This is a genomic window from Aeribacillus sp. SP014 (assembly GCF_054055575.1).
The window spans coordinates 65,501-86,794 of the sequence record NZ_JBSRXI010000001.1 but is presented as its reverse complement, the minus strand read 5'-3'; the positions used below and the strand labels follow the sequence as shown (position 1 = coordinate 86,794).

Below are 21,294 nucleotides of genomic sequence, written 5' to 3'. Positions count from 1 at the left end.
CATTCTGCCTTTCCCTCATGTCTAATTCTAAGGACTGATCTAATAAAACTAGCAAGAAAAGTCGAAATTTTTAAAAACATACTTGACAAATAGGAATAATGGAATTAATATCATACTTAAATCTTTTACTTTTATCCGGTTGCCCACTGGACCGCCAGAGGCTCATATCAGTTCCTAATATTAGGATCTGATATGAGCCTTTTTTATTAAAATTTAAGGAGGGAAAATCAATGGGTTTACAATTTGCTTATTGGGCGCCAAACGTTAGTGGAGGGCTTGTGATCTCTAATCTGCCACAGAAAACAGGCTGGTCATTTGAGGATAACAAACGTTATGCACAAATAGCTGAAGAAAATGGTTTTGATTACGTCCTGCTGCAAACAAGATTTTTCGCCAGCTACGGAGCTGAAAAACAATTAGAAGCCGCTGCGCTTGCTTCTGCACTTGCCGCTAGTACCAAAAAATTAAACATTATTACAGCTGTGCTGCCCGGTCTTTGGCATCCAGGTGTCATAGCAAAAATTATTTCAACGATTGATCATATCAGTAATGGTCGTGCTTCAATTAATATTGTCAGCGGATGGTTTAAAAATGAATTTATCGGTTATGGGGAACCGTGGTTAGACCATGATGAACGTTATCGACGGTCTGAAGAATTTATACAGGTTCTACGAGATTTGTGGACAAAGGAAACCACTACTTTTAAAGGAGATTTTTATCGTATAAATGAAGCGCCATTAAAGCCTAAACCTATTAATATCCCAAAAATTTTCCAAGGCGGAAACTCGAAAGCAGCAAGAGAAATGGCTGGACGAGTTTCAGATGTTTATTTCATGAATGGAAATTCGCTGGAAAATCTGAAAAAGCAAATTGATCATGTGAAATCATTGGCTGAATCGAACGGAAGAAACATCCAATTCGGTGTTAATGGCTTCGTGATTGTTCGTGATACAGAAGAAGAAGCAAAACAAGTTTTAAAAGATATTGTTTTACATGCAGATAAAGAAGCTGTGGAAGGCTTTGAAAGTCAAGTGAAATTCGCAGGGAAAGCCTCTCCTGAAGGTGAAGGAATGTGGGCGGAATCCACCTTCGAAGATCTTGTGCAATATAATGACGGTTTCAAAACAGGTTTGATTGGGACGGCAGAACAAGTGGCGGATCGCATCATTGAGCTGAAAAAAATAGGAGTCGATATTGTTTTGACAGGATTTTTACATTACGATGAAGACTTAAAAGCCTTTGGTGAAAAAGTCATTCCGCTCGTAAGAGAAAAAGAAGCAAAATTGGAGGGAATCCTAGCCAACTAATATAAAGAAGCATAAGATTCGAAATGAGTAAGCTTTCGGAACAACTAACAAATGAATACGAATGATGTTGGGCATTCAACATCAAGAAATGAGGAGTCTCTTTCTTTAAATAATACTTGACATATAGGAATAATATGTATTAATTTAGTTATAAACAAAATAGTTTGATGAATGCTGACTGGACAACTAGAGGCTCTCAATTCAAGATCATATTTCTTGAAATGAGAGTCTCTTTCCTTTTTTTACAAACATGGAAAGGTGGATTAGCGGTGGCAAATAGTTATGTGAACATATTGGATTATAAAGCAGAAAAACAAAAATCTTTGCGAGAAAATGAATATTTGAATTTGCCGGATTTACAATTTTTCCTTTGGTGCCAAAAGAATTATCGGATAAATAAAGGTGTTTTCAATACTATTGACAATTGGTTTTATACAAATGGAGTCGTTTCTATTATTCATCGTCGAATTTATATTTTAGCTTTTCTGGAATTTGTCAAAAGAGAAGATGCGGATTTTAAAAAACGCAAATATATCCGTTTTGGAAACGGAGGTCTTTCAAAGAAGCTTCATCAATTTATGAATGAAATAATGGAACAATAGAACGATTATGTCAGTAAACTATTAATCACAAACATTATTTAGATAAAGAAGACAAAGGGGTAACTAATGATGAGTGTTGCAGAAGGAACAGGTCATTACCTTGACACAGCTTTGCAGTTAGCAAAGGAGTTTGCTAAAACTGCAATTGAAAGGGATGAACGAGGAGGAACAGCAAAAGCAGAACGTGATCTGCTTAGAAAAAGCGGATTACTTTCACTTATCATCCCGAAGTCTTTAGGCGGACTGGGGAAGGATTGGAAAGCTGTGCTGCAAATTACACGTGAGCTGGCAAAAGTAGACGGGTCATTGGCTCACTTATTCGGCTATCATTTCTTATGCTTGACATCCGTACATCTATTCGGTTCCCCTCAGCAGAAAGAGAAGTATTATAAGGAAACGGCTGAAAATAATTTGTTTTGGGGAAATACCTATAATCCTCTTGATGAAAGCTTGCTCGTAAAGCGAGAAGGGGATCAGTTAAAGCTAATTGGGAAAAAAAGCTTTTGCTCGGGTGCTAAAGATTCAGACCGGCTGCTTATATCAGCTAAAAGTCCAAATCAAGATCGCCCTGTTATTGCCGTTATTCCTACTAATCGGACAGGAATAATCATTAATGATGATTGGGATAGCTTCGGCCAACGGCAAACGGACAGCGGCACTGTTGTTTTTCAAGATGTACTGCTGAAGGAAGAAGAGATATTAAATTTCTATGAACAAGAACCTGAAAGCTTTTTCCCTACTATAAGGACGCATACTGCTCAAACCATTTTAGTTCATGTTCTTCTTGGAATTGCGGAGGGAGCATTTGAAGAAGCGAAAAACTATACGAAAAATATCACTCGTCCTTGGCTGACCTCTAAAGTAGATCAGGCGACGAGCGATCCATATACGATTCGCCAGTATGGAGATTTATATGTGCAGCTAAAAGCTGCAGCTGCATTGGCCCAAGACGCTTCAAATGCTCTGCAAGAAGCATGGGATAAAGAAAGGGCATTAACAGAACAGGAACGTGGAGAGTGTGGAATTATCATTGCGACTGCAAAGGTTGCAACAGCAAAAGCAGCTTTAGAGGTTACCAGCCGTATGTTTGAAGTAATGGGGGCAAGGGCAACTTTAGGAAAATATCGGTTTGACCGCTTTTGGCGAAATGTAAGGACTCACACGTTGCATGATCCCATTGAATATAAAATCCGTGATATCGGAGAATGGGCCCTTAACGGTAAATTACCTGAGATTACACCGTATTCTTAATGTAAAAACGATCGAATTTAATTGAAGAAAGGTGATGACATTATGTCAAATATCGTGATTATTTCTGGAAGTCCATCTAAACCATCAAGAAGCTTAGCTATCTCTGCTTATTTAGAAAAAAGGATCAAAGCTGAAGGGCTGAATGCGTCTACCATTTCAGTTCGTGACCTGCCGGCAGAAGATCTTTTATTTGCCAACTTCAACAGCCCAAAAATTCAAGAGGTTTTAGCACAGATTGAACAAGCACAGGCAGTTATTATTGTAAGTCCTGTATATAAAGCAAGCTATCCTGGGGTGTTAAAAGCCCTGTTAGATTTCATTCCTGAAAAAGGATTCGTTGATAAAGTTGTTCTCCCAGTGGTTACCGGCGGAACAGCAGCTCATCTTTTAACATTGGAATATGCTATTAAGCCGATTGCTTCTGTGTTAGGCAGCCAGGAGATTTTAAAAGGAGTGTATTTCGTAGATTCTCAAATTGGCTATCACGAAGATCAGGTTACTTTTATTGATGCGGAAATAGAATCGAGATTACAAACATCATTGAATGATCTATTAAGCCGGTTAAAAGTTGAACAATTAAAATAGTGATTTATATATTGTTTGCACCGAACAGAAAGGATGTTTCATCCTGCTTACGGAGATGAAACATAATGGTGCCAGAACTGTCACCAATAAATGCTTAAGCTGCCGTTGATTCCAACCAAAAAATTCTTGCCTTTGTATAGGAAAATATATTACTTTAGCAAAAATTTCATATGATCAAATGTATCATGTTGACTGGACGACCAGAGACATATCATCGCAAGTTTCGTACTTGCAAAGATAGTCTCTGTTTTTTTTCGTTATAAACCTTTAAATAAAATGAAGAAAAAGATGTAACAACAAGTATTTGAGAAAGAGACACGTACCTTTCAAAAATGATCCCACTCCATTTCAGTTTCGATATATAGAATCACAGACATTATCGGTCCATGGAATGATAACTAAACGACAATGTCAAATTTACGGTTAGTCGGGAGGAAATCATATGAAGAAAAAGCGAATTTATTTAAACGCTTTTGATATGAATTGTGTGGCGCATCAATCTCCGGGATTATGGGTGCATCCTGAAGATCAGTCATACCGATATAAAGATATTGAATATTGGGTTGAGCTGGCGCAATTACTGGAAAAAGGGCGGTTCGATGGATTATTTATTGCAGATGTAATCGGCATTTATGATGTGTATGGAAATGATAAAACAACAGCAGTACGTGAAGCAACCCAAGTTCCAGTCAATGACCCTATTTTACTTGTTTCTGCAATGGCGCATGCAACGGAGCATTTAGGCTTTGGGATCACATGCTCTACAACATTTGAGCATCCATATACATTTGCACGCAGAATGTCGACTTTAGACCATTTAACAAAGGGCCGAGTAGGCTGGAATATTGTTACTTCCTATTTGGAAAGCGGAACGAAAAACATCGATATTGGCGATCGGTTCCTCCATTCAGAACGATATAATATTGCGGAAGAATATTTGGAAGTTTGCTATAAATTATGGGAAGGCAGCTGGGAAGACGATGCTGTTATAAAAGATAGAGATAGAAAAATTTTCACAGACCCAGCGAAAGTTCATGAAATAAATCATCACGGCAAATATTTTAATGTGCCAGGCATTCATTTGTGCGAGCCGTCGCCGCAAAGAACACCTGTTTTATATCAAGCAGGCGCTTCAGCGAGAGGGCGTCAATTTGCAGCAAAACATGCTGAGTGCACATTTGTTTCGATGCCAGGAAAAGAGCCTATCGCTTCATATGTTAAAAATTTAAGAGCCCAGGCTGCTGAATTTGGCAGGGATCCGCAAAGCATAAAAATATTCGCTTTGTTCACACCGATTGTTGGGCGGACGGAGGAGGAAGCGTGGGCGAAATATGAAGAATTATCGCAATATATCAGCTATGAAGGGGCCCTTTCTTTATTAGGCGGCTGGTCAGGTGTTGATTTTTCAAAATATGATCCTGATCAAGAAATTGAATACATTGATACTAACGCCATCAAATCAGTGCTCGAATCATTAACGAAAGCAAGTCCAAATAAAAAATGGACTGTCCGCGAGCTGGCGAATTTTGCTGGAATAGGCGGAATGGGTCCTGTAGTAGTCGGAACACCAAAGCAAATAGCTGATACGTTTGAGGAATGGATTGAAGATACGGATATCGATGGATTTAATCTCGCCTATGCAATAACGCCGGGAACTTTTAAAGATTTTGTTGATCTTGTCATTCCGGAGCTTCAACAACGTGGAGTCGTGAAAAAAGAATATGAAGAAGGAACTTTGCGGGAAAAATTGTTTGGCAAAGGCCAGTCCCGTTTACCGGAAGACCATATTGGAGCTAAATATAGAAATTTAAGCTATCAACTGCAGGATTAACCTCACTTTTTTGTATCAAAAGAAGCTTTGAACTTCGTATGATCAGCCTTGAAAAAAAGGAAAATGTAGGTTAGTCGTTAGTCAGTATTACTTTTGCATCATCTTTATTTGACTTGTTGCCAATTTTGCTGCGGATTCATAAGTCCTTTAAGTCGTTTATGAAATGAATTCGTTTTTTGGCTAAACAAATTTGATAAATGGAGATATGGGGAATATGACAAAGCCATTATCATTTTCTGCTTTTGTTATGAATACACCTTCTCACATTCTTCACGGGATGTGGCGTGATCAAGAAGGTCATCAGCTTAACTTTAATGACGTAAATCTTTGGGTTTCTTTAGCGAAACGGCTGGATGAGGGAGGTTTTGACGTCATCTTTTTCGCCGACGTCGTCGGGCTGTACAATGACTTTCGAGGAGGATGGGATTTCCATATTGAAAATGGCTTGCAAGTACCTAGTAATGACCCAATGGTACTGCTTTCAGCACTTGCAGTAAATACAAAACATTTGGGCTTAGCTTTTACGGCGGCTCCGGTTCAAGAACCTCCCTTTAACTTTGCACGCCGTGTATCAACATTAGATCACATCACCAAAGGACGAATTGCCTGGAACATGGTTACCAGCTACTCAGCAAATGCCTTTCGCAACTTTGGCTATGACGGCTTAGTTCCGCATGATGAACGATATGAGTGGCTGGATGAATATGTTGATGTTTTATATAAGCTTTGGGAAGGTTCATGGGATGAAGGAGCGCTTTTGCAGGACCGTGAAAGCGGAATTCATGCGGATCCGGCGAAAGTCCATAAAATTCATCATGTCGGCAAGCGCTACAAGGTGGAAGGACCGCACTTAGTGGCTCCATCACCGCAGCGCACACCGTTGCTTTTTCAAGCTGGTTCGTCCCCTACTGGCAGAGATTTTTCGGCTCGCAATGCTGAAGCGATCTTCATTGGAGCACCTGATCCTGAAAATGCCCGCAAGCTGATCGATGAAACACGAAGGTTGGCGGTTGAAAATGGCAGAAAGAGTGAGGATATCCACTTTTATCAGGGATTGTACTTTGTGATCGGAAAGACGGAGGAAGAAGCTCGGCAAAAAGAATATGAACTTGAAAATAAGATTGATTTCGATATGATGATCGCTCATTCCGCTGGGGGGATGGGAATTGATTTAGGGAATGCTACTTTAGATACTCCATTGGAAGATATCAAAACTGAAGGGATCAGAAGCACATATGAATGGCTAAAGCAAAGCACGCCGGGAAGGACTCCTACAGTTAGAGATCTTGCTAGGCTCAGGAGCAAAACAAACCGTATTGTCGGCACTCCTGAAATGATTGCAGACCAGCTTGAGCTTTGGAGGGATGCAGGTGTTGACGGCATCAATGTCATCAATGCGACGATTCCCGGTTCCTATGAAGAATTTATTGATCAAGTCATGCCTGTGCTTCGAAAGCGCGGTTTAGCGCGCAATGGATATGGAAAGCCAGGAACATTGCGGCGCAAATTGTTTGGGACAGATCGTCTCAATGAGCGTCATCCTGCTGCAAAATACCGAGGTGCATTTGCAGCGAAAAGCCCTGTAAATTGATCTGAGGTGCTAGTAATTGCTGTTTGGCTCTTTTTTTTACAAATAAATATTACTAAAAAGATGTGAATAGTGAAATTTAAAATACGATTAAAGGAGTGCATAAAAGATGTCAATTCAAAATCAATTAAATGAAGCAAGCTCTTTGACTTTTAACGGTCCGGTAAAAGTTGATTCGCCTGAATTAGATCAATTGATTGATGTAATTGCCAAAGAAGCTGAGGAACGAAGAAATGCCGGCAGTGAAGAACTGCCTTATCACGCCTTCGATTTAATTCGGCAATCTCGATTGGGTGCTTTACGTCTGCCTGTTGAACTAGGCGGTGGAGGAGCTAGTATTCGTGATCTTTTCTATGTCCTAATCCGTTTAGCTGAAGCCGATCCGGATGTGGCGCACAGCCTTCGTGCCCATTATTGGCAAGTAGAAGAAATACTTCGAAATCCGGATAAAGAACGACGTGAGCAATTGTTGGGAATCGTGGCAAAAGGAGATATTATTGGGAATGCCTTTACGGAAATTTCATCAAAAAATGTTGGTCATTTGATTTTTGAAACAACTTTGACTCAAGATGGCGAAGGATACCGATTAAACGGTACGAAATATTTTAGCACCGGTACCATATATTCCGACTGGGTAATCGTTATGGCATCAACCCCTGAAGGAAAACCTGTTTCCGCGTTTATTCCGACAAATCGTGATGGCGTCATCATTGAAGATGACTGGGATGGTATCGGACAAAAATTAACAGGAAGCGGTACAACACGCTTAAACAATGTATATGTCAATCGAGAAGAAGTAACATTTATTGATGAGACGAAGACGCCTTTCAATTCATTTTTACAGCTCTATCTGCAAGGAGTGATAGCGGGTATTTTGCGGAATGTGGTGACAGACGCTAAAGCTTTAGTTCATGGAAGATCCAGAACCTTTACTTTTGCATCGGCAGATACGCCAGCGGCTGATCCGCTGCTTCAGCAAATTATTGGGCAGCTTTCAAGCAGCGCGTTTGCCGCAGAAGCACTTGTGCTGGCTGCCGCAGATGCATTAGACATAGCAGTGAATGAGGCGGTTAATGGAGAAATAGACTTTGATTTAAGTCATGAGGCTTCCCTGCGAGCTGCTCAGGCGAAAGTTATTATCGATCACCTTGCATTACAAGCAGCTACACTTCTCTTTGAGGTTGGCGGCGCTTCAGCTACGAGACAATCCAAGCATTTTGACCGCCACTGGCGCAATATTCGCACACTTGCTTCCCATAATCCGATAGCCTACAAAGCAAGAGCTATTGGCGATTATGTTGTGAATGGTACGAAGCTTCCGATAAGAGAGGTTTACTTCTAAGGATTTTATTGGAGGATGCACAATGGATTTTAACGCAAGCAATCAGACGATTCGAAATGAACGAGATGCAAGGCTCGTAGAATATGCGGAGCGCATTGCAGAGAAAATTCGACAGACAGCTGATAAATATGATGAAACAGGAGAATTTCCGTTTGAGCATATCGAAATCCTGAAAAAAGAGGGTTATCATAAGCTAACAATCCCTAAAGAATTTGGAGGTGAAGAACTTTCATTATATGAAATTTTGCTTGTACAAGAACGATTAGCGAAAGCCTGTGGTTCTACGGCACTGGCGATAGGATGGCACTTAATGGCATTCTTTAGCCTTAGGGATTTCCGGCCTTGGAAAGAAGAAATTTTTGCGAAAATATGCAGAGAGGCCGTTGAGGAAGGTTCATTATTAAATGTTTTTGTCACGGAGCGGACATCAGGCAATATTGTAAGAGGCGGAACCCCATCAACAATTGCGAGAAAAACGAAAGACGGATATATCATTTCAGGAAGAAAGGCACTTGCAACATTGGCGCCAATTGTGTCGCATTTTACGATTTTGGCATATGTCGAAGAAGAAGATAAAACGGCCGAATTTTTAATTAAAAAAAATGATTCGGTACAATTGATAGATACATGGAATGTTTTGGGAATGAGAGCAACAGGCAGCCATGATATCGAACTGCATGATGTGTTTGTGCCGGAAGAGGCGTTATTGTCTTACATTGACAAGGGGAAGAACAACCGCTTTAAGGGCAACAGCAGTGCCTACACGCTGCAGTTGCCAGCCATTTATTTAGGGATTGCGATTGCAGCCAGAGATTTTATTTTAAAGTATGCGGCTGAGAAATTTTCACCAAGTCTAGGAGATGTTATTCTAGAGGCGCCGCATGTTCAGGATAAAATTGGAGAAATCGAAATTTTAATCGCTGTATCAAGATACCTGTTATACGGTTTAGCTGAAAAATGGGACCGAAATTTACATGTTCGAGATAAGTTAAGCAATGAAGTCTCTATTACAAAATATACAGTATGTAATAATGCGATCAAAATAGTAGAGCTGGCTATGAGAATCGCAGGCGGTCATTCGTTATCGAAAGATTTGCCATTAGAAAGATATTTTAGGGATGTTCAGTGTGGTTTATATAATCCTCCTTTAAATGACATGGTCGTGAGTCAAGTTTCGAAATCCGTGATTGAAGAATATCGAAATAGCTTGAAAGAAGTGCAATTTAAATAGGAGGATGCTGGAGACTGTGGGAGCATTTTCTGCTGCTGAGCAGAAAAGTGCATAATATTTGCTGACTGGAACACCAGAGGCCTTAATTTCATGAAAAATGAAATTAAGGCCTTTCTTTTTCACAATATGACAAGGAAAAAAATTTTTTGCATTGCACAAATGTGTCAAAGTATTATGGTTCATCGCCATTTTTCCAAGTTAAACAAATTAAATTAAACATAAAGAGTTAAGATGGGAGAAGCACCATCCCCAAACACTCGAGTAGTTCCCGCATTAAACGTTTTGAACAAAGGGGATATTGTATATAGATCTAGATAAATTTTCGGTTGGTGGAGGAAATTGATGATTAGGCTAGAGAGAGTTAGTAAAATATACGAGTCTGGTGGGAAAAAAGTAGAAGCTGTAAAAGATGTTTCGCTTCACATTAAAAAAGGCGACATTTTTGGAATCATCGGCTTTAGCGGAGCCGGAAAAAGTACACTGCTTAGGTTAGTGAATTTACTCGAACGTCCGACAAAAGGAAATATTATAGTCGATAATTATGATTTGAATTCCATATCTTCGAAAGATCTGCGGCAATTAAGAAGAAAAATTGGAATGATTTTTCAAACATTTAATCTATTTAATTCTCGCACGGTATATGGCAATATTGCTTACCCTTTAAGATTGGAGAAAAAATCGAAGGAGGAAATCCACCAACGAGTTACAGAGCTATTACAATTTGTTGGTCTTGAAGACCAAGCTGACAAATTTCCTGAACAGTTGTCAGGAGGTCAAAAACAAAGAGTAGGGATTGCACGAGCGCTTGCAACTTCACCAGACATTCTGTTATGTGATGAGGCTACCTCGGCTTTAGATCCAGAAACCACTAATGAAATATTAAATCTATTGAAAAAAGTGAATGAAGAATTCAATATTACGATTTTATTAATAACACATGAAATGAACGTGATTCGAAAAATTTGCAATCGCGTAGCGGTTATGGAAAACGGGAGAATCATTGAAGAGGGCGAGGTTTTTAATATATTTTCAAATCCTCAAGAAAAAACGACGAAAAATTTTATCAGTTCGGTTGTAAATGAAAAATTATCTTCGAGCTTGCTTGAAAAGTTAAGGAAGGATCATGAAAGAAAGCTTTATCGAATTGTATTTTCAGGAGACACTGCGAGTCAACCTATATTATCGACATTAACAGCTAAACATAATATTCACTTTAATATCATTTACGGAAGCATCAATGAACTTCAAAATCAATTGTTTGGCAATTTAATCGTGGAATTCATTGGAGCTGATTCTCAAATTGAAGAAGTATTAAAAGAGTTGACAGAGATAGTTGAAGTAAGGGAGGTCACAAACGGTGAAAGTTGATTGGACGACGTTTTGGCCTAGAATACTTCAAGCAACAGGTGAAACGATTACAATGGTCATTTTCACATTGATTTTTGCTAGTATTTTAGGAATTATCATGGGACTACTGCTATTTGTCACCCGTAAAGGCAATATTTTAGAAAATAGATTCATCTTTTCATTTTTGAATTTATTAATCAATATTATTCGACCTATACCGTTCATCATATTTTTAGTTGCCATCAGCCCGCTTACGCGATTCGTTGTGGGAACTACAATTGGAACGACAGCGGCTATTTTTCCGATGACCATTGCTGCAGCTTTTGCCATTGCCAGGGTGGTAGAAAATAATTTAGTCTCAATTGATCCAGGTATTATCGAGGCTGCAAAGGCGATGGGGGCATCACCTATTCAAATAATATTTGGGGTACTAATTCCCGAAGCATTAGGGCCTTTAATTTTAGGAATTACATTTATCACCGTAGGACTTATTGATTTTTCCGCCATGGCTGGAACGGTTGGCGGAGGGGGCCTTGGGGATCTTGCGATGACATATGGTTATCAGCGGTTTGATACATCCGTCATGATTGTTACGGTTGTCATATTAATTATTCTTGTTCAAATTGCTCAATTTATTGGCAACATGCTTTCACGTTTCTTTTTACGCAGATAGATCAATCATATATTAGGGGGATTATTATTTTATGAAAATCAAACTATTCCATTTACTAGTAACAATTTTGGTGATTGGCCTCTTGGCAGGCTGCAACAGCAATTCAGCATCTGGTGATAAAAAAGAAAAAGTCGTTACTGTTAAGGTGGGGATTACCGGATCAGATGGACAGTATTGGGACATCATTAAGAAAAAAGCGTTAGAAAAAAATATTAAGGTAGAATATGTCGAATTTTCCGATTATGTGCTGCCAAATACTGCACTTGTCAATGGCGAGGTAGATGTGAACGCCTTCCAGCATCTTGCATTTTTAAGTCAATTTATCGCGGAAAATAATGTGAATATTGTGCCGATTGGCTCAACTGTTGTTGCTCCTTTAGGATTGTATTCGGAAAAATATAAAGATGTATCCGAGATCCCAAATGGTTCAAAAATTGCGGTTCCAAATGATCCGGCTAATTTAGGCAGAGGGCTAAAGGTTCTGCAGCAAGCTGGATTAATTGAGTTAAGGGAAGATGTCGGTCTTTATCCAACAGTAAAAGATATCGTTAAAAATCCAAAAAATATTGAAATAGTAGAAGTCGTTGCCCAACAGACTCCTAGAGTGCTGCCTGATGTAGCCGCATCTATTATTAATGGCGGAATAGCTGGTCAAGCCGGTTACACTTTAGCAGATGCCATTTTTCATGATGATCCAAACAGCAAAGATACACTGCCGTATGTTAACGTTTTTGCCACTTTAGAAAAGAATAAAGACAATGAGGCATATAAGACCATTGCGGAAATTTATCAGACAGAAGAAGTAGCTAAAGCAGTAGAAGAAGATACGAAGGGTGCAAGCATTGTCACAAAGGTGCCAGTACCAGAACTGCAAAAAGAATTAGATCGCTTAGTTGAAAATATTAAACAAGGCAAAGAATAACATAAGGAAGGAATTGTTTATTTGCGAGCAAGGCTGCATTTGAATTTGATGACAATCGACTGATAGAATCGGAATTTGTACTTTTGAAAAGATGCTGGAGTGAGAAATATGGCAAAGCAGATAATATTAAATCTTTTTGATATGGCAGGAGCTATGCATAATTCTCACGGATTATGGAAGCATCCTCAAAATAAACGCCATCTTTATTATAATGATCTACATTATTGGATTGAGTTAGGAAAATTGTTGGAAAAAGGGAAGTTTGACACCATTTTTTTTGCAGATGTAGCCGGAGTGTATGATGTCTATCAAAATAGTAAAGATGCTGCGATTCGAGACGGCGTTCAAGTTCCGCTAAATGATCCGGCCTTTATTGTACCAGCGGTGGCAGCTGTTACAGAGCATTTGTCATTTGTAGTAACGGTCAGCACAACGTATGAACATCCGTTTTCAAATGCACGTCGCTTCTCCACATTAGATCACTTTACAAACGGCAGAATTGGCTGGAATGTTGTCACCTCATATTTGCCAAATGCTGCGCAAAACTACGGCCATAAAGAAATTGTTAAACATGACGAGCGTTATGATATTGCCGATGAATTTATGGAGGTTTCCTATAAGCTTTGGGAAGGCAGCTGGGAGGAGCATGCGTTTGTTGGCGATGCGGAAAATGAAATTTTATTTGATCCCGAAAAGGTTCATGAAATAAACCATAATGGGCGATATTTCAGCGTAAAAGGCCCGCATTTAACATATCCTTCTGCACAGCGGACACCTGTTATTTTTCAGGCAGGTTCTTCTGAACGCGGCAGAGATTTCGCCGCCAAGCATGCAGAGTGTGTATTTGTTGGCGGGTCGACGCCCGAAAAATTAAGATTTTATATTCAAGATATTAAAGAACGGGCTGAAAAATACGGACGGAATCCTGAAAATATTAAAGCATTTACGTTTTTAAATGTCATTGTGGCAGAAACGACAGAAGAAGCTGAATTAAAATATGAGGAATACAATCGATTGTGGAGTGCTGAAGCGGCAAAAGCTCAATATGGCGGTTCAACAGGCTATGATTTATCTAAATATGAAGATAAAGACGCTTTTTTTGAATATAAGCATACGGAACATGGTCAGTCTCGAGCTGCTTCATTAACGAAAGATGCGCCAAGAAAATTAACTGTTCGAGAAGTGTTAAACAAGTTTGAAACGATCGGAAGGAGTAATGTATTAGTCGGCAATCCCGTTGAAATAGCTGACAGCATTCAATTCCAGATCGAACAAACTGGAATCGACGGGTATAATCTTGCACATCTTATAACGCCTGGAAGCATTGAAGAGTTCATTCATTTCGTTGTTCCGGAGCTGCAAAAACGTGGAATCTATAAAAAAGAATACGAGAAAGGAACACTGAGGGAGAAGCTGTTTGGTACAGGGAAAAAGCTGCTGCCAGATGATCATACAGGTGCAAAATATCGGAATTTTTAACAATTTTAAAGTTTGCTTCTCCTTCAGCTCATAATGTTGGAGGTAATAATGGAATTTCGTACAGTTGGAAGGACAGGCATTCATGTTTCAAATTTATGCTTTGGAACAATGTCATTCGGCGGCATTGCAGATGAAGAAACTTCCATTATGATGTATAAGCAATGTCGAGAAGCCGGGATAAACTTTTTTGATACAGCGAATGTTTATAATGATGGACGTGCTGAAGAAATTCTTGGAAAGTGTATTGCCGGTCATCGAGATGAGATTGTTTTAACCTCTAAAGCAGGCTTGCCTACAGGCAAAGATTTAAATAGCGGCGGTTTATCGAGAAGAAATCTTTTTTTATCAGTTGAACAAAGTTTAATAAGATTGGGCACTGATCGGATTGAATTTTATTTTGTTCATCTGTTTGACGAGTATACAGATATTGAAGAAGTCGTTAGAGCTTTAGATGATTTACAAAAACAAGGGAAGATTTTATTCCCCGCTGTAAGTAACTGGGCTGCCTGGCAAATTGCAAAAGCTCTAGGAATATCTGAAAGAAAACAGCTAGCACGATTTGAGTTAATTCAACCGATGTATAATCTCGTAAAACGGCAAGCGGAGGTAGAAATTTTTCCGTTAGCTCAATCAGAGCAATTAGGTGCCATAACTTACAGTCCGCTCGGCGGAGGCTTATTAACCGGAAAATATAACAGTACAAACAAGCCGGAGCAAGGAAGATTAGTAGAACAAAAGAATTATGAGAAAAGATATAGTCATCAGTATTATTTTACTGTTGCACATCAATTTACGGAGCTGGCGAAACAATTTGGATATCATCCTGCTTCTTTAGCAGTTTCATGGGTATTACATCATCCTGCTGTAACTGCTCCAATTATAGGAGCGCGTAATCCGGAACAACTGGCCCTATCGATTGCTGGGGCAGAAATCCCTTTAACTGCCAGTGAAAGAGAACAGATATCCGCATTGTCAGATGAGCCTCCATTACCAACGGATCATAGTCCAGATGAGGATTTATTTAGCAAATATAGAAAGTAATCCAGAGGAAACGGTGCTAGTGTTTTAAAAATCTAGCATAAGAATCGATTTCACACTTTGACAAATTTGAAATCAGAGAATGGTTATGCTGTCTTTTCCTTTAATGGCAATTTGTGAAAAGCTGTTGGAGCAATCTTTTCTTACGAAAGGGTGGACTTAAGTATTCTAATGATGAACATCAGAGCTTGGTAAATGGACATCCATTTCCTGAATCAAAACAATCGTGGTGTAAGCTGCGGTGTAAAACAAACGGATTGATGAAACACTTGAATCCATTGCTTACCAGTTTGAACTTTCACATTATTTTTTGCGGTAATACAGCGAAAAAGATGTGGTTGGTAAATTTAAAAAACAAAACAGGAGTGTTTGATGAATGTCAAGCCAAAAACCATTAAATCAAAGGATTAACTTCAAAAATAAAGATGAATCAAATTCTCTAACTTTTACCAGCCCAGTAAAAGTTGATTCACCAGAATTAGAATACTTAATTGCTGCAATTGCAGAAGATGCTGAAAAACGCAGAAGTACTGGGAGTAAAGATCATCCATATTATGCCTTTGATTTAATCCGAAAATCTCGATTGGGTGCATTGCGATTACCTGTTGAACTTGGCGGCAGCGGTGCAAATATTCGTGATCTTTTTCAAATTTTAATACGTTTAGCGGAAGCTGATCCAGATGTCGCACACAGCCTTCGTTCACACTTTTCCCAAGTGGAGAAATTTTTGCTGCTTACGGATGAAAAACTCCGTGAAAAGTGGCTGCAAAGAGTAGCCAATGGAGAAATCATCGGCAATGCTTCTGCTGAAATTTCATCCAATAATGCTGGAAATTTGGTTTTTGAAACAACTTTATCACCGGATGGTGAAGGCTTCCTATTGAATGGCAAAAAATACTTTAGTACCGGCACACTGTATGCAGACTGGGTAGTTGTTACGGCATCAACTCATGAAGGAAGGCCTGCATCGGTAATAATTCCGACAAATCGTGAAGGTGTCATCATTGAAGATGACTGGGACGGCATCGGACAAAAATGGACAGGAAGCGGTACTACACGTCTTCACAATGTGTATGTCAATCAAGATGAAATAACATATATTGATGGCTCCAAAACGCCTTTCAACTCTTTTCTGCAGCTCTATTTGCATGGAGTGATAGCGGGCATCTTGCGGAATGTGGTGACAGACGCTAAAGCTTTAGTTCATGGAAGATCACGGACATTCAGTTTTGCTGCTGCGGATACACCTCGACAAGATCCGCAACTGCAGCATGTCATTGGACAGCTCTCAAGCAGCGCGTTTACCGCAGAAACTATTGTCCTAGCTGCCGCAGATGCAATTGATGCTGCTCTGAATTCAGCAGTTAATGGAGTGATCGATTATTCTCTGAGCCATGAAGCTTCCCTGCGAGCTGCACAGGCCAAGGTTATTATAGATCAACTTGCCTTACAGGCCTCGACGCTTCTTTTCGAGGTTGGAGGGGCATCCGCAACGAGACAATCAAAACATCTTGACCGTCACTGGCGTAATATTCGCACTCTTGCTTCACATAATCCAACAGTTTACAAAGCTAGAGCTATTGGCGACTACGTCGTGAACAGTACAGATCTTCCAATAAGAGAGGTTTACTTTTAAGGATGTTTTAAAAATTTTATATATAAAAAGGAGTGTTTAAAAATGAGTAACTATGAAACAATTAACAAAAAGTATTCAAGAGCATTTATTGAGGAAATTAGGGAGAAAGTTAAGCCAATTATTGAAGAAGTCATTAAACCAAGCGCTGAACGAATTGACAAGAGTGGGGAGTTCCCGCGTGAAAGTTTGTTAGCCCTTGCGAAAGAAGGATGGAATTCAGTAACATTTTCTGAAAAATGGGGAGGATTAGATTTAGGATATTTAGGATTTTCCATCGTGGCTGAAGAAATCGGGAAAGTTGATGCGTCAACAGCTTTAGTATATGCTATGCATGTTGGAGCAGCACAAGTAATTGTTTTATATGGAAACGATGATCAAAAGAAACGGTGGCTGCTCCCTATCAGAGATGGTGCGATCGGAACCTTTGCTGTTAGTGAAAAAGCTACAAGAGGTCATGTATGGTTTAGCTTAAGCCAGGCTGAGCGCGATGGCAGCGATTATATCATTAATGCTGAAAAATCCTTTACGACAAGCGGAGGCCAAGCAGATTTTTATATTTTGCAAACGAGAACACCTGATTCTGACGACCCTAGTAACATTAGCTTCTTTATCGTTGACGGCCATAATGACGGTATATAGTTGCAAAGCCATGGAATGCATTAGGTGTAAGAGGAAGCCACAGTGGTCCAATTACGTTTAACAATATAAAAGTAAGCGGCCGCGATCTAGTGGGATACGAAGGGTTAGGAAGAGAAATCATGGATGAAGGCGCAAACCCTATTTATATACTGGGTATTGCATCTGTTTGGCTCGGTGTTGCCCAAGGTGCACTAGAACTGGCTGTTAAACATGTTAAGAATGCAGTTAACAAAGGATTTAATAATAGTTTGGCTGACCATCAAGTCATTCGTGAAAAATTGGCAGAAGTGAAAATAAGAATTGCAGGTTTAAAAGCATGGCAGATAGATTTAGCAAGACATTATGATGAATTGCTGGCAGAAGGGCAACCTATAAGCTCATTGGCATCCGAAGTCATAGAATTTAAAGTGAAAGCATCCGAAACAGCAGATTTTGCTGCACGAATTGCGATGGATGTAGCGGGCGGTTATGGCTATATTGAAGGACCTTTTGAACGGCTTTACCGCGATGCCCGGGCAGGAATCCCGATGGCTCCATCTAATAATATCGCCCGCGACCAAGTGGCAAAAATTTTATTAGAATTGCCGTTGAATCTTTGGAATGAGAATGAAAGAAAATAAACCAAACCAGCAATGCATTTTTATTTGGAGTCTGAAATCTGTAAGAACTTTACTGCCTATTTAGGATAATGATGAATGGATGAATCGGTAGGTCAATTGTCTGTAACGCTGTTAGAATAATTATGAATTAATGAATAAATGACCAATTGCTCAAAAAATCTGTTGTTTTTTACAGTGTTTTAAAGACTTATTCTGCCAAACTTTAAAAACTCTAGATATAACCATTTCGATGAACTATATGAATAAGCCTCACACTTCTTTTTTATAGTAGGTGTGAGGTTTTATTTTGTGAAAAAAAGAGGACATTCGCAATTTTAAGTGGCTGATCATTTACAAGGGAAGTAGACGAGAGTTTTGCCTGTCAGGGAAGCGTATAACAAACAACATCTCAACTTTAAAACAGAAGAAGCATTGAAAACTGAAAGCGCGAGACTTAAAAGTGTTTTTTCAACGTTTATGGGAAAAGACAGATTTTCACGTTAGACGTCAATGAACCATAAAAAATCAAAAAGCATTTTTCACTGTGAGAAGTTGTGCGGCAGGCAAATTCCTTGTAATACCATTGAACAGTTTTTTACAATCCTTATAAGGAGAGTTTAAAAGGAGTTGAAAAAATGACGAATTCTCAGAAAAAAAGATTGGAAGAGATTGAATTCTCAGTTTTGGATTTGGCTCCTGTTTTATTAGGGAAAACGCCGGCTGACACATTCAAAAACAGTTTAGACCTTGCGCAAAATGTTGAACGATTTGGATATAAACGTTATTGGCTTGCAGAGCACCATAATATGGAGGGCATCGCAAGCTCAGCTACTTCTGTATTAATAGGCTATATTGCAGGAGGTACGAAAACGATTCGTGTAGGATCTGGAGGCGTCATGCTTCCGAACCATGCTCCTCTTGTGATTGCTGAACAATTCGGGACATTAGAGTCGTTGTATCCAGGTCGAATTGATTTAGGGATAGGACGTGCTCCTGGAACAGATCAGGTGACATCCATGGCATTGCGAAGAAATTTACATGGGTCAGTATCAGAATTTCCAAACGACGTCCAAGAACTCATCAATTATTTTGCTCCGAAAGAGAAGCGGAAAGGATATGTACGCGCAGTTCCTGGTGAGGGATTAAATGTTCCTGTTTGGCTGCTTGGATCAAGTACGTATAGCGCTCAGCTTGCAGCAAAGCTTGGACTTCCTTTTGGGTTTGCAAGCCATTTTGCACCGAATCACTTATATGAAGCACTGAAAATATATCGTGACCAGTTCCAGCCGTCAGAACATTTGAAGGAGCCGTATGCGTTGGCGTGTGTGAATGTCGTGGCAGCAGATACCGATGAAGAGGCGAAGTATCTTGCAACCAGCTTGTATCAAATGTTTTTGGGCGTGATCCGAGGAACTTCTAGATTGTTGCAGCCTCCTGTTGAAAGCATGGATGAAGAATGGAATGAATTTGAAAAAGAAGCGGTACGCCATCAGCTTTATTTTTCGTTTGTTGGATCTAAGCAAACAATAAAAGAGAAGCTTCAAAAATTTTTGGATGACACTCAGGTAGACGAAATAATGGTTGTTTCATATATATACGACCATTCGGCTCGCGTGCATTCGTACCGTATTTTATCTGAGATAAAGAATGAAATGTAGTTCTTTTATTTTAAATATGTTATTTTCGGCAACTATCAATACTGTTTAACTTTTTCAGTTCGGGAAGAGATCTGAGAGCGGCAGACTCCTTTTTCAGAAATGTTATTTTTATGCTGTCATAAAAGCAACGATGTTTATGAATTGTGGATTCTCGAAACAGGCTATCAGCTTTGCTGACAGCTTGCTATTATTTCTCTGATAGCAGATATTTGATGTAGTTATAACTTTTCTGAAATGGGCTGCCCGATGAGTTCCTAAAATGAAGGATTTTGGAGCAATACTACTGTGAAGGACAAAAAAATCCTGTCCTTCATAGAGGCATGAAGGCAACTAGAAGCAATTGTATGTGCTGAATGTCTGTCATAAAACTTTTGAAGAACCGAATTCAGAAAGAGAGCATAAGAAAAGTCCTTCATAGACTTCTGAAGGATATAAACAAGATAGAAAAAATGACCTGTCCGATAAGTTCCTAAAATGAAGGGGCTCCAAAAAGTCAGTTAATCCTGACTTTTTGGACAGCCCCGCAACATTTTTTATATGATGCGATTTTAAGAGAATTGCTGAAACTAGGCAAAAAAAGATGCCATTTCAGGGAATATTCCAATTCTAATAGCCTTATAAAATAACAGTAAACGCTTACAAAACAGGAGGTTCAAAATATTTTTTTTCAAAACGTTGTTGTTTTTTAAACGACGGCATGTTTCTTTATTATTGATTGAATGTTAGTTCTTAACTTTTGGGGCTGCCGGCTGACTTACTTTCTCAAATGTGATCAGTGCGTTCCAGCTGCCGGAAGATTGGCCGTCTGCCCAATATTTCGGTTGGTCATCGTCTTCAAGCATGCTTAATAGCATGGCGAGATGTCTTCCTCCTGATTCTACCTTTGCCAGACGGGCGTATTGAGGAAGCATTTGATAGGCTGCATCATATTCTTTGTTTAATATATAACTAATGAATTGTTTATCTAGTGCATGTTCTGAAGCGGTCGGTTTATTGTGTCTGCCGCGGACTAAATTGTGGGAAAGTGCGCCGCTTGAAACAAATACAATTTTCTTTTCGCTTTCTTTTAATACTTTTGCAATCAGCTGTCCCCATTTATACGTTTCATCTAAAGTGGCAGCCATCGTCACGGACAAATTCACAACAGGTATGTCTTCATTCGGCACAAGGTATCTAAGAGGCACAACCGTTCCGTAATCCCAAACATAGTAAGGGTCGTCTATTCCTACAACTTGCAGTCCAGCATCTTGACCGATTTTTACTAGTTCATCACCAAGCTGTTTATCTCCGGGATATTCATATGGAACATCACGAATTAAATCAGGACATTCAAAAGCGGTTAAAATGCCCTTATGGACAGGAGTGCAATCAACATAATGGAAAAAAGTCGACGGCCAATGGCAGGAAACAAGAACGATGGCATCCGGTTTTAAATCATAAATTGTCTTTGACATCTTTTGCATCTCAATGGCCATATCCTTTTGAAAGTCGGGGACTTGGTCAAAATGGCATATGCTTGGCACATGAGGCGCTAACATAGCCAGCTCAATCGTCATCGCTACTTCT

16 protein-coding genes and 1 pseudogene are annotated in these 21,294 nt (G+C 39.4%); 16 read left to right on the top strand and 1 reads right to left on the bottom strand.

Annotated features, from left to right (window positions below):
* Positions 1-230: 230 nt before the first annotated feature.
* The 16 genes and pseudogenes from sfnG (at position 231) to ACVIJU_RS00385 (ending at position 19,728) form a co-directional block, all read left to right on the top strand.
* Entirely contained in the window at positions 231-1,307 is a 1,077-nt protein-coding gene (sfnG, locus tag ACVIJU_RS00460) for a dimethylsulfone monooxygenase SfnG (RefSeq protein ID WP_063386537.1), read from the top strand.
* A 269-nt stretch (positions 1,308-1,576) separates the two neighbouring features.
* Positions 1,577-1,909 (top strand): hypothetical protein, encoded by a 333-nt coding sequence (locus tag ACVIJU_RS00455; RefSeq protein WP_235600401.1) that lies wholly within the window; start codon positions 1,577-1,579, stop codon positions 1,907-1,909.
* A 69-nt stretch (positions 1,910-1,978) separates the two neighbouring features.
* Positions 1,979-3,160, top strand: a complete 1,182-nt coding sequence (locus tag ACVIJU_RS00450; protein WP_117017026.1) for an acyl-CoA dehydrogenase family protein — start codon at positions 1,979-1,981, stop codon at positions 3,158-3,160.
* 42 nt (positions 3,161-3,202) lie between these two features.
* Positions 3,203-3,745, top strand: a complete 543-nt coding sequence (ssuE, locus tag ACVIJU_RS00445) for an NADPH-dependent FMN reductase (RefSeq protein WP_063386539.1) — start codon at positions 3,203-3,205, stop codon at positions 3,743-3,745.
* Between the two features lie 442 nt (positions 3,746-4,187).
* Positions 4,188-5,576 (top strand): LLM class flavin-dependent oxidoreductase, encoded by a 1,389-nt coding sequence (locus tag ACVIJU_RS00440; RefSeq protein WP_063386540.1) that lies wholly within the window; start codon positions 4,188-4,190, stop codon positions 5,574-5,576.
* A gap of 214 nt (positions 5,577-5,790) precedes the next feature.
* A complete protein-coding gene (locus ACVIJU_RS00435) occupies positions 5,791-7,167 on the top strand; it encodes an LLM class flavin-dependent oxidoreductase (RefSeq protein ID WP_063386541.1) in 1,377 nt (458 codons plus the stop codon).
* A 106-nt stretch (positions 7,168-7,273) separates the two neighbouring features.
* Complete coding sequence (locus ACVIJU_RS00430; protein WP_063386542.1) at positions 7,274-8,506, top strand: acyl-CoA dehydrogenase family protein; 1,233 nt, start codon at positions 7,274-7,276, stop codon at positions 8,504-8,506.
* A gap of 22 nt (positions 8,507-8,528) precedes the next feature.
* On the top strand, positions 8,529-9,737 hold the full coding sequence (locus ACVIJU_RS00425; protein ID WP_063386543.1) for an acyl-CoA dehydrogenase family protein: 1,209 nt from the start codon (positions 8,529-8,531) through the stop codon (positions 9,735-9,737).
* Between the two features lie 342 nt (positions 9,738-10,079).
* Positions 10,080-11,105: a methionine ABC transporter ATP-binding protein gene (locus ACVIJU_RS00420; RefSeq protein ID WP_339229981.1), complete on the top strand. Its 1,026-nt coding sequence runs from the start codon at positions 10,080-10,082 to the stop codon at positions 11,103-11,105.
* Positions 11,095-11,757, top strand: a complete 663-nt coding sequence (locus tag ACVIJU_RS00415; RefSeq protein WP_066247161.1) for a methionine ABC transporter permease — start codon at positions 11,095-11,097, stop codon at positions 11,755-11,757. The genes ACVIJU_RS00420 and ACVIJU_RS00415 overlap by 11 nt, the downstream gene beginning before the upstream one ends.
* A gap of 31 nt (positions 11,758-11,788) precedes the next feature.
* A complete protein-coding gene (locus ACVIJU_RS00410) occupies positions 11,789-12,679 on the top strand; it encodes a MetQ/NlpA family ABC transporter substrate-binding protein (protein ID WP_063386546.1) in 891 nt (296 codons plus the stop codon).
* 108 nt (positions 12,680-12,787) lie between these two features.
* Positions 12,788-14,158 (top strand): LLM class flavin-dependent oxidoreductase, encoded by a 1,371-nt coding sequence (locus ACVIJU_RS00405; protein WP_456687142.1) that lies wholly within the window; start codon positions 12,788-12,790, stop codon positions 14,156-14,158.
* Positions 14,159-14,206: 48 nt separating this feature from the next.
* On the top strand, positions 14,207-15,199 hold the full coding sequence (locus ACVIJU_RS00400; RefSeq protein ID WP_130157491.1) for an aldo/keto reductase: 993 nt from the start codon (positions 14,207-14,209) through the stop codon (positions 15,197-15,199).
* A gap of 373 nt (positions 15,200-15,572) precedes the next feature.
* Positions 15,573-16,832: an acyl-CoA dehydrogenase family protein gene (locus tag ACVIJU_RS00395; protein ID WP_130157489.1), complete on the top strand. Its 1,260-nt coding sequence runs from the start codon at positions 15,573-15,575 to the stop codon at positions 16,830-16,832.
* Positions 16,833-16,874: 42 nt separating this feature from the next.
* Positions 16,875-18,091: pseudogene (locus ACVIJU_RS00390) on the top strand (acyl-CoA dehydrogenase family protein).
* 614 nt (positions 18,092-18,705) lie between these two features.
* Entirely contained in the window at positions 18,706-19,728 is a 1,023-nt protein-coding gene (locus ACVIJU_RS00385) for an LLM class flavin-dependent oxidoreductase (protein WP_327863036.1), read from the top strand.
* 722 nt (positions 19,729-20,450) lie between these two features.
* Here ACVIJU_RS00385 and ACVIJU_RS00380 read toward each other — a convergent pair.
* Positions 20,451-21,284: a DODA-type extradiol aromatic ring-opening family dioxygenase gene (locus ACVIJU_RS00380; RefSeq protein ID WP_456687141.1), complete on the bottom strand. Its 834-nt coding sequence runs from the start codon at positions 21,282-21,284 to the stop codon at positions 20,451-20,453.
* Positions 21,285-21,294: the final 10 nt, after the last annotated feature.

Bases quoted from the DNA above. Each gene is read 5' to 3' on its own strand.
- ssuE (WP_063386539.1), top strand. From the start codon at position 3,203: ATGTCAAATATCGTGATTATTTCTGGAAGTCCATCTAAACCATCAAGA.
- ACVIJU_RS00450 (WP_117017026.1), top strand. From the start codon at position 1,979: ATGAGTGTTGCAGAAGGAACAGGTCATTACCTTGACACAGCTTTGCAG.
- ACVIJU_RS00440 (WP_063386540.1), top strand. From the start codon at position 4,188: ATGAAGAAAAAGCGAATTTATTTAAACGCTTTTGATATGAATTGTGTG.
- ACVIJU_RS00380 (WP_456687141.1), bottom strand. From the start codon at position 21,284: ATGACGATTGAGCTGGCTATGTTAGCGCCTCATGTGCCAAGCATATGC.
- ACVIJU_RS00385 (WP_327863036.1), top strand. From the start codon at position 18,706: ATGACGAATTCTCAGAAAAAAAGATTGGAAGAGATTGAATTCTCAGTT.
- ACVIJU_RS00435 (WP_063386541.1), top strand. From the start codon at position 5,791: ATGACAAAGCCATTATCATTTTCTGCTTTTGTTATGAATACACCTTCT.
- sfnG (WP_063386537.1), top strand. From the start codon at position 231: ATGGGTTTACAATTTGCTTATTGGGCGCCAAACGTTAGTGGAGGGCTT.
- ACVIJU_RS00425 (WP_063386543.1), top strand. From the start codon at position 8,529: ATGGATTTTAACGCAAGCAATCAGACGATTCGAAATGAACGAGATGCA.
- ACVIJU_RS00400 (WP_130157491.1), top strand. From the start codon at position 14,207: ATGGAATTTCGTACAGTTGGAAGGACAGGCATTCATGTTTCAAATTTA.
- ACVIJU_RS00395 (WP_130157489.1), top strand. From the start codon at position 15,573: ATGTCAAGCCAAAAACCATTAAATCAAAGGATTAACTTCAAAAATAAA.
- ACVIJU_RS00420 (WP_339229981.1), top strand. From the start codon at position 10,080: ATGATTAGGCTAGAGAGAGTTAGTAAAATATACGAGTCTGGTGGGAAA.
- ACVIJU_RS00405 (WP_456687142.1), top strand. From the start codon at position 12,788: ATGGCAAAGCAGATAATATTAAATCTTTTTGATATGGCAGGAGCTATG.
- ACVIJU_RS00430 (WP_063386542.1), top strand. From the start codon at position 7,274: ATGTCAATTCAAAATCAATTAAATGAAGCAAGCTCTTTGACTTTTAAC.
- ACVIJU_RS00410 (WP_063386546.1), top strand. From the start codon at position 11,789: ATGAAAATCAAACTATTCCATTTACTAGTAACAATTTTGGTGATTGGC.